Origin of the sequence: uncultured Blautia sp., from assembly GCF_902497045.1 — a bacterium.
GTDB lineage: Bacteria > Bacillota > Clostridia > Lachnospirales > Lachnospiraceae > Blautia_A.
On sequence record NZ_CABVDF010000127.1, the window covers coordinates 1 to 7963 of the forward strand.

The 7963-nt window shown below is 43.8% G+C and carries 8 protein-coding genes; all 8 read left to right on the forward strand.

The genetic code is table 11. The annotated features are described in order from the left end of the window. The first annotated feature begins 65 nt into the window (after window positions 1-65). Complete coding sequence (locus tag RDS42_RS09735) at window positions 66-1502, forward strand: carboxyl transferase domain-containing protein (RefSeq protein WP_308783489.1); 1437 nt, start codon at window positions 66-68, stop codon at window positions 1500-1502. A 13-nt stretch (window positions 1503-1515) separates the two neighbouring features. Next, window positions 1516-2262: an OadG family protein gene (locus RDS42_RS09740; RefSeq protein ID WP_308783490.1), complete on the forward strand. Its 747-nt coding sequence runs from the start codon at window positions 1516-1518 to the stop codon at window positions 2260-2262. A 23-nt stretch (window positions 2263-2285) separates the two neighbouring features. Next, entirely contained in the window at window positions 2286-2660 is a 375-nt protein-coding gene (locus tag RDS42_RS09745; protein ID WP_308783491.1) for a biotin/lipoyl-binding carrier protein, read from the forward strand. Between the two features lie 16 nt (window positions 2661-2676). Next, window positions 2677-3825: a sodium ion-translocating decarboxylase subunit beta gene (locus tag RDS42_RS09750; RefSeq protein ID WP_308783492.1), complete on the forward strand. Its 1149-nt coding sequence runs from the start codon at window positions 2677-2679 to the stop codon at window positions 3823-3825. 73 nt (window positions 3826-3898) lie between these two features. Then, the gene (locus RDS42_RS09755) at window positions 3899-5311 is read left to right on the forward strand and encodes an oxaloacetate decarboxylase subunit alpha (RefSeq protein ID WP_308783493.1); all 1413 of its coding nucleotides are present in this window, start codon (window positions 3899-3901) and stop codon (window positions 5309-5311) included. A 75-nt stretch (window positions 5312-5386) separates the two neighbouring features. Continuing rightward, the gene (locus RDS42_RS09760) at window positions 5387-6631 is read left to right on the forward strand and encodes an NAD(P)/FAD-dependent oxidoreductase (RefSeq protein ID WP_308783494.1); all 1245 of its coding nucleotides are present in this window, start codon (window positions 5387-5389) and stop codon (window positions 6629-6631) included. A gap of 13 nt (window positions 6632-6644) precedes the next feature. Continuing rightward, a complete protein-coding gene (gene cmk, locus RDS42_RS09765; protein ID WP_308783495.1) occupies window positions 6645-7343 on the forward strand; it encodes a (d)CMP kinase in 699 nt (232 codons plus the stop codon). Beyond that, on the forward strand, window positions 7333-7963 hold a 631-nt coding region (gene ispH / locus RDS42_RS09770; protein ID WP_308783496.1), incomplete at its 3' end, for a 4-hydroxy-3-methylbut-2-enyl diphosphate reductase. The genes cmk and ispH, both read left to right, overlap by 11 nt.

Below are 7963 nucleotides of genomic sequence, written 5' to 3' on the forward strand. Positions count from 1 at the left end.
CAATTATAATCGGCTGAAATTTTGGTTATACTTAAAATTCTTATAAAAATGGAGGGCAAACGAGAATGAGTAATGCAACACCAAGTTTAGCAAGCACAAGAATTATTTCTTTGCTTGATGCGAACAGTTTTGTTGAAATCGGCAAAAGTATTACAGCAAGAAATACTGATTTTAACATGACTGAAACAAAAGCACCTTCAGACGGTGTGATCACCGGCTCAGGTGTCATCGACGGAAATCTTGTATACGTGTACAGCCAGGACGCTTCAGTTCTGAACGGAACTGTAGGGGAAATGCATGCAAAGAAAATTTCCGCACTCTATGATCTTGCAATGAAAACAGGAGCTCCTGTTATCGGTCTTGTTGACTGTGCCGGTCTGAGACTTCAGGAAGCAACAGATGCGCTGGAAGCTTTTGGTTCTATTTACCTGAAACAGACTCTGGCATCTGGAATGATCCCGCAGATCACTGCAGTTTTTGGTACCTGCGGCGGTGGAATGGCAGTAGTTCCTGCACTGACAGATTTTACTTTTATGGAAGCAAAAAAAGGTAAAATGTTTGTAAATACACCAAATGCACTTGAGGGAAATCATGTTGATAAATGTGATACAGCTGCAGCTGAGTTCCAGAGTCAGGAAACTGGTCTTATTGATGGAGTCGGCACTGAAGAGGAAATCCTTGGAGAGATCCGTCAGCTTGTCAGCCTCCTTCCTTCTAATTTTGAAGACAATGACTCTTTTGTAGAATGCACAGACGATCTGAACCGTACCTGTGATGATCTGGCAGCCTGTGCCGGAGATACCTCTATTGCACTTTCCAGAATTGCAGATGACGGATTTTTCTTTGAAACAAAGAAAGAGTACGGCAAGGATATTGTAACAGGATTCCTCCGCCTGAATGGAGCAACTGTCGGCGCAGTAGCAAACAGAACAGAAGCTTACAATGAAGAAGGCGAGAAAACAGAAGAGTTCGATGGAACTATTTCTGCAAGAGGCGCAAGAAAGGCAGCAGATTTTGTGAAATTCTGTGATGCTTTTGATATTCCTGTACTTACTCTTACAAATGTTACCGGATTTAAGGCTACTCTCTGCAATGAAAAAATGATGGCAAAATCTGTTGGTGACATGATTCATGCATTTGCAGATGCTACTGTTCCGAAGGTGAATGTGATCATCGGCAAGGCATATGGTACTGCATATGTTGCTATGAACAGTAAGTCCGTAGGCGCAGATCTTGTTTACGCATGGGAAAATGCAGAAATCGGCATGATGGATGCTTCTCTTGCAGCTAAGATCATGTATCCGGGAGCGGATGCTACGGTATTGAATGAAAAAGCAGCTGAGTACAGAGAACTTCAGTCCGGTGTTGCATCTGCAGCAGCAAGAGGCTACGTGGACACAGTTATTGCTCCGGCTGATACAAGAAAATATGTGATCGGAGCTTTCGAAATGCTGTTCACAAAGAGAGAAGACCGCCCGGCTAAAAAGCACAGCGCAGTCTAAGAGAGGTGAGCATATGAATCAGATGTTAAAAAGAGCGTCTTCTGCTTGTGCGGCAGCAGTCTGCGCTGCTTCTCTTACTTTTTCCGGCGCAGCAGTTGTAATGGCAGGCGGTGAGATCGATGAGTCAATCAATACCCAGATCGTTATGACTGCAGAGGGTCTGACCAGTGAGATCGTCACACTTGGAGAGGATGAGATCAAATCTTATCTTGAATCCGGAGATGAATTTACTGTAAGTGCAATGACAGCCTGGGATGATGCAAGAGAGTCGGTAGGAGAGTTTGTAGAAGCAGGCTCAGCTGAGGTTGAGTTTTCAAACCGTCAGTATACAGCTACTGTACCGGTTGATTTCGAAAAGCTTGATGCAGAATTCGTTTATGTGTTTGAAGAGAATGACGGAATGGTCACTCCTGCATCGGTAGCAGTGAATGTTCAGTATCCGCTGTCAACAACTATGAAGAATGCGGGGTTAAATACCCTTATGGGACTTGGAACAGTATTTGTGATCCTGATCCTTTTGATCTTTGTGATCTCCATGTTCAAGTTCATCCCAGGTTCCTCAGTAGCTAAAAAAGAGAAAAAAGAACCTGCGTCTGTACCGACACCTGCGCCGGCAGCGCCAGCAGCGGAAACTGTAGAACTCAGCGATGACAACGAGCTGATCGCAGTTATTGCAGCAGCTATTGCAGCGGCTGAAGGAACAAGCACTGATGGATTTGTTGTACGTTCTATTCGTAAAATCAAACGTCCAAGAAGATAATTGTTAATTAGGAGGATAATAAAATGAAAAGCTATACAATTACCGTAAACGGAACTGCATATGAAGTAACTGTAGAAGAGACCGGCAGCGTATCTGCACCGGCAGCAGCACCGAAGGCAGCGCCAGCAGCTCCAAAAGCAGCACCGGCAGCACCGAAGGCAGCAGCACCGGCAGCAGGCGCAGGCGCTGTTAAAGTAACTGCTTCTGTTCCGGGAAAAGTACTGAAGGTTGTTGCAGCTGCCGGACAGGCAGTAAAAGCCGGTGACAGCATTGTGATCCTTGAATCCATGAAGATGGAGATTCCTGTAGTTGCACCTCAGGATGGTACAGTTGCAAGTATCGATACAACAGAAGGTGCTTCCGTAGAAAACGGAGATACCCTGGCAACCATGAACTAAGACGGGAGGTATTCAGATGTCTAATGTTGCAGAAACCCTGTCTAACCTGATCCATCAGACAGCTTTCTTTAACCTTACATGGGGCAACTATCTGATGATCGCGGTGGCATGTGTATTCTTATTCCTTGCAATTAAAAAGGGATTTGAACCTCTTCTTCTTGTTCCGATCGCTTTTGGTATGCTTCTTGTAAATATTTACCCGGATATTATGGCACATCCGGAAGATATGTCCAACGGAGTTGGCGGACTTCTTCATTACTTCTACTTACTTGATGAGTGGAGTATCCTTCCGTCTCTGATCTTTATGGGCGTAGGTGCCATGACAGACTTTGGCCCGCTGATTGCCAATCCTAAGAGCTTCCTTCTTGGTGCGGCAGCACAGCTTGGTATTTATGTTGCTTACTTCCTTGCAATCCTTCTTGGATTTAATGGAAAAGCAGCAGCAGCTATTTCTATTATCGGAGGAGCTGATGGTCCGACATCTATTTTCCTTGCAGGAAAACTTGGACAGACTGCCCTTATGGGACCTATTGCGGTGGCGGCATATTCCTATATGTCACTGGTTCCGATCATTCAGCCGCCGATCATGAAACTGTTTACAACAGAAAAAGAACGTAAGATCAAAATGGATCAGCTTCGTCCGGTCAGCAAACTGGAAAAAATTCTTTTCCCAATCGTGATCACAATTGTAGTTTGCCTGATCCTTCCTACAACAGCTCCGCTGGTAGGTATGCTGATGCTTGGTAACCTGTTCCGTGAATCAGGAGTTGTAAAACAGCTTACAGAAACTGCATCCAATGCAATGATGTATATCGTAGTTATCCTTCTGGGTACTTCTGTAGGAGCTTCCACAAGCGCGGAAGCATTCCTGAACCTGGATACACTGAAAATCGTAGCACTTGGACTTGTGGCTTTTGCTTTTGGTACATTTGGCGGTGTTATGCTTGGCAAGCTTATGTGTAAGCTTTCCGGCGGAAAGATCAATCCGTTGATTGGTTCTGCCGGTGTATCTGCAGTTCCGATGGCAGCCCGTGTATCTCAGAAGGTAGGTGCAGAAGCAGATCCTACCAATTTCCTGCTGATGCATGCCATGGGACCAAACGTAGCAGGTGTAATAGGTACAGCTGTAGCAGCCGGAACCTTCATGGCGATTTTTGGTGTCTGATAGAAAAAAGCTGCGGACATCGGTCAAAAAGTGAATTATATTATTCTGTATTTTAGATCAAGGAGAATAAATAATGGCAGAATTAGAGAAAAAACCTGTAAAAATCGTGGAAACTGTCCTGCGTGATGCGCATCAGTCCCTGATCGCTACAAGACTCAGCACAGAACAGATGCTTCCAATCGTTGATAAAATGGATAAGGTAGGCTACCATGCAGTAGAATGCTGGGGCGGCGCTACTTTTGATGCTTCCCTCCGTTTCCTGAAAGAGGATCCGTGGGAAAGACTTCGTAAATTCCGTGATGGATTTAAGAATACAAAACTTCAGATGCTGTTCCGTGGACAGAATATCCTGGGATACCGTCCTTATGCAGACGATGTTGTAGAGTATTTTGTACAGAAATCTGCAGCAAACGGTATTGATATCATTCGTATTTTTGACTGTCTGAATGATATGCGTAACCTGAAAACAGCAGTAAAGGCAGCTAATAAAGAAAAAGCGCATGCACAGGTAGCGCTGTCTTATACACTTGGAGATGCCTATACACTGGAATATTGGACAAATATTGCAAAAGAAATCGAAGAAATGGGTGCAGACTCCATTTGTATCAAGGATATGGCGGGTCTTCTTCTGCCGTATCAGGCAACAGAGCTTGTAGGCGCTCTGAAAGATGCGGTTAAGATCCCGATCGATCTTCATACACATTATACTTCAGGTGTTGCTTCCATGACTTACATGAAAGCAGTAGAAGCGGGCGTTGATATTATCGATACAGCAATTTCTCCGTTTGCACTGGGAACTTCCCAGCCTGCAACAGAGGTTATGGTTGAGACCTTTAAGGGAACACCGTATGATACAGGATTTGATCAGCAGCTTCTTGCTGAGATTGCTGACTACTTCCGTCCGATCCGTGACGAGGCTCTTGACAGCGGCCTTCTGAATCCGAAGAACCTTGGTGTTAACATTAAGACTCTTCTGTACCAGGTACCAGGAGGTATGCTTTCCAACCTGACATCTCAGCTGAAAGAACAGCATGCAGAAGATAAATTCTATGATGTTCTGGAAGAGGTTCCGAGAGTACGTAAAGACCTTGGCGAGCCGCCTCTGGTTACTCCGTCTTCTCAGATCGTTGGTACTCAGGCTGTATTTAATGTTCTTATGGGTGAAAGATATAAGATGGTTACAAAAGAAACCAAGGATATCTTAAGCGGTAAATATGGTGCAACTGTAAAACCGTTTGACCCGGAAGTACAGAAAAAATGTATCGGAGATACTCAGCCGATCACCTGCCGTCCGGCAGACCTTATTGAAAATGAGCTTGATAAACTGGAAGGTGAAATGGCACAGTACAAGAAGCAGGACGAAGATGTTCTTTCTTATGCTCTCTTCCCGCAGGTTGCTACTGAGTTCTTCAAATACCGTCAGGCACAGGAGACAAAGGTTGACGAAACAGCAGCAGATACAAAAAACGGAGCTTATCCGGTATAAAATAACGTAAAAGGTTAAGGGGCTGTTGTGAAGCTGTGCTTCATTAACAGCCCTTTCCTGTATGAAAGGATATTCATGAATAAAAAAAGAGTCATTATTGTGGGAGGCGGAGCTGCCGGTATGCTTGCGTCGATTTTTGCTGCAAAAAACGGCTGTGAAGTAACACTCTTTGAAAAAAATGAAAAGCTTGGGAAAAAACTGTATATTACAGGTAAGGGGCGGTGCAATGTAACTAATGACTGCAGCCCTGAGGAATTGTTGAATTCAGTGGTTCAGAATGCAAAATTTCTGTACAGTGCCTTTTATACATTTACCAGCCAGGATATGATGGATTTTCTTGAGGAAGCAGGAACTCCTCTGAAAACTGAGCGGGGTAATCGTGTATTTCCATGCTCTGATCATTCTTCTGATATTATCCGTGCTCTGGAAAGAAAAATGAAAGAATATGGTGTCTGTATTCATTTAAAAAGTCAGGTAAAAAGCCTGCTTCTGGAAGAGGGAAAAGCAGAAGGTGTGTGTCTTTCTGATGGAAGTGTCTGCAAAGGAGATGCGGTGATCGTAGCCACCGGAGGCTTGTCCTATCCTACAACAGGAGCTACCGGAGACGGTTATCGTTTTGCAGAAAAAGCCGGACATAGTGTGACTGAGCTTTCTCCATCACTTGTTCCTCTTCACACAAAAGAGGATTACATTCCGGAAATGGCCGGACTTTCTTTGAAAAATGTTGAACTGACCGTAAAAAACGGTAAAAAGATCCTTTACAGAGATTTTGGAGAAATGATGTTCACACATTCAGGAATTACAGGTCCGCTTGTATTGTCTGCCAGTGCTCATATAGGTACGGCTCTGAAAAAAAATGGGGAATTGACAGCATTTTTGGATCTGAAGCCCGCACTTTCTCCGGAACAGTTAGACAGCCGCATTCTCAGAGAGTTTGAAACAAGGAAAAACAAACAGTTTAAAAATGTGATAGGAGTTCTTTTTCCATCTTCACTGACTCCTGTTATGCTGAAAATCGGCGGGATTCCTCCTGAAAAACCAATTCATGAGATATCCAGGGAAGAAAGACTGCGTTTTGGAGCTTTTGTAAAAGCTTTTCCATTTACCATTATCGGTCTTGGAGAATTCAAGGAAGCTGTGATCACCAGAGGCGGTGTTTCCGTAAAGGAGATCAATCCTGCAACCATGGAGTCAAAAAAAGTGTCAGATCTGTATTTTGTTGGAGAAGTACTTGATCTTGATGCAGTAACCGGCGGATTTAATCTTCAGATAGCCTGGTCTACTGCTTATCTTGCAGCTATGGCTGTGTGTGAAGAATAAGGAGAAAAGTAAAATGAGCTATAATATTGCTATTGATGGCCCGGCAGGAGCCGGAAAAAGCACCATCGCAAAAAAGGTTGCAAAAGAGCTTTCCTGTGTGTATGTAGATACAGGAGCAATGTACAGGGCAATGGCCCTTTATCTTCTCCGCTGTAAGGTGGACAGAGAAAATCCTGCACTGATCGGAGATGCCTGCCAGGGCGCAGAGATTTCCATTGAATATAAAAACGGAGAACAGATTGTTCTTTTAAATGGTGAAAACGTAAATGCTTTCCTGCGTACAGAGGAAGTTGGCAACATGGCTTCTGTCAGTTCGGCTAATCCTAAGGTAAGAGAAAAGCTTCTGGATCTTCAGAGAAAACTGGCTGCCTCTATGAATGTTGTTATGGATGGAAGAGATATCGGCACTACGATTCTTCCGGATGCAGATGTGAAGATTTATCTTACTGCAAGTTCTATTACCAGGGCAAAACGTCGTTACCTTGAACTTCAGGAAAAAGGTGAGAAATGTAATCTGGATGAAATCCGAAGAGATATTGAAGAACGTGATATGAGAGATATGAGCAGAGAAATCTCGCCTTTGAAACAGGCAGAAGATGCTGTGCTTGTAGATTCTTCTGAAATGACGATTGAGGAAGTGGTAAAAAGTATTTTACAGATCTTCAGAGAAAAAGTGATATTATCAGATGAGGTTGGGAAAAATGAAGGTTAAGACTGCAAAAACTGCCGGTTTCTGTTTTGGTGTAAAGCGTGCGGTGGACAGAGTTTATGAACTCATTGAAGAAGGCGTTTCGCCTATTTACACTCTGGGACCTATTATCCATAATGAGGAAGTTGTCTCAGATCTGGAAAAAAAAGGTGTTTCAGTGATCCAGGAGGAGGATATTCCTGGCATCCGTAAGGGAACTGTAGTGATCCGTTCTCATGGAGTAGGACGTGAGGTGTATGAGAAGCTTAAAGCGGCCGGTCTTTCCTTTGTGGATGTTACCTGTCCTTTCGTACTGAAGATACACCGGATCGTAGAGCGGGAAAGCAGAGCCGGAAAACAGATCATAATATTCGGTGATCCGGATCATCCTGAAGTGAAGGGAATCTGCGGATGGTGCGAAGGGTCCTGTACAGTCCTCAGAAGCAGAGAGGAAACGGAGAATTTTGTTCCTGATCCGGACAAAATCCCCTGTGTTGTTTCGCAGACGACATTTAATTACAACAAATTTAAAGAATTAGTTGAAATTCTCTGCAAAAAGAGGTATGATAATAGTGTTTTAAATATTGGCGATATTTTAAACACTATTTGTAATGCTACCGAAGAACGGCAGAAAGAAGCAAAAT

Coding starts and splice junctions, on each gene's coding strand:
- RDS42_RS09750 (WP_308783492.1), top strand. CDS start 2,677: ATGTCTAATGTTGCAGAAACCCTGTCTAACCTGATCCATCAGACAGCT.
- RDS42_RS09735 (WP_308783489.1), top strand. CDS start 66: ATGAGTAATGCAACACCAAGTTTAGCAAGCACAAGAATTATTTCTTTG.
- RDS42_RS09760 (WP_308783494.1), top strand. CDS start 5,387: ATGAATAAAAAAAGAGTCATTATTGTGGGAGGCGGAGCTGCCGGTATG.
- RDS42_RS09755 (WP_308783493.1), top strand. CDS start 3,899: ATGGCAGAATTAGAGAAAAAACCTGTAAAAATCGTGGAAACTGTCCTG.
- cmk (WP_308783495.1), top strand. CDS start 6,645: ATGAGCTATAATATTGCTATTGATGGCCCGGCAGGAGCCGGAAAAAGC.
- RDS42_RS09745 (WP_308783491.1), top strand. CDS start 2,286: ATGAAAAGCTATACAATTACCGTAAACGGAACTGCATATGAAGTAACT.
- RDS42_RS09740 (WP_308783490.1), top strand. CDS start 1,516: ATGAATCAGATGTTAAAAAGAGCGTCTTCTGCTTGTGCGGCAGCAGTC.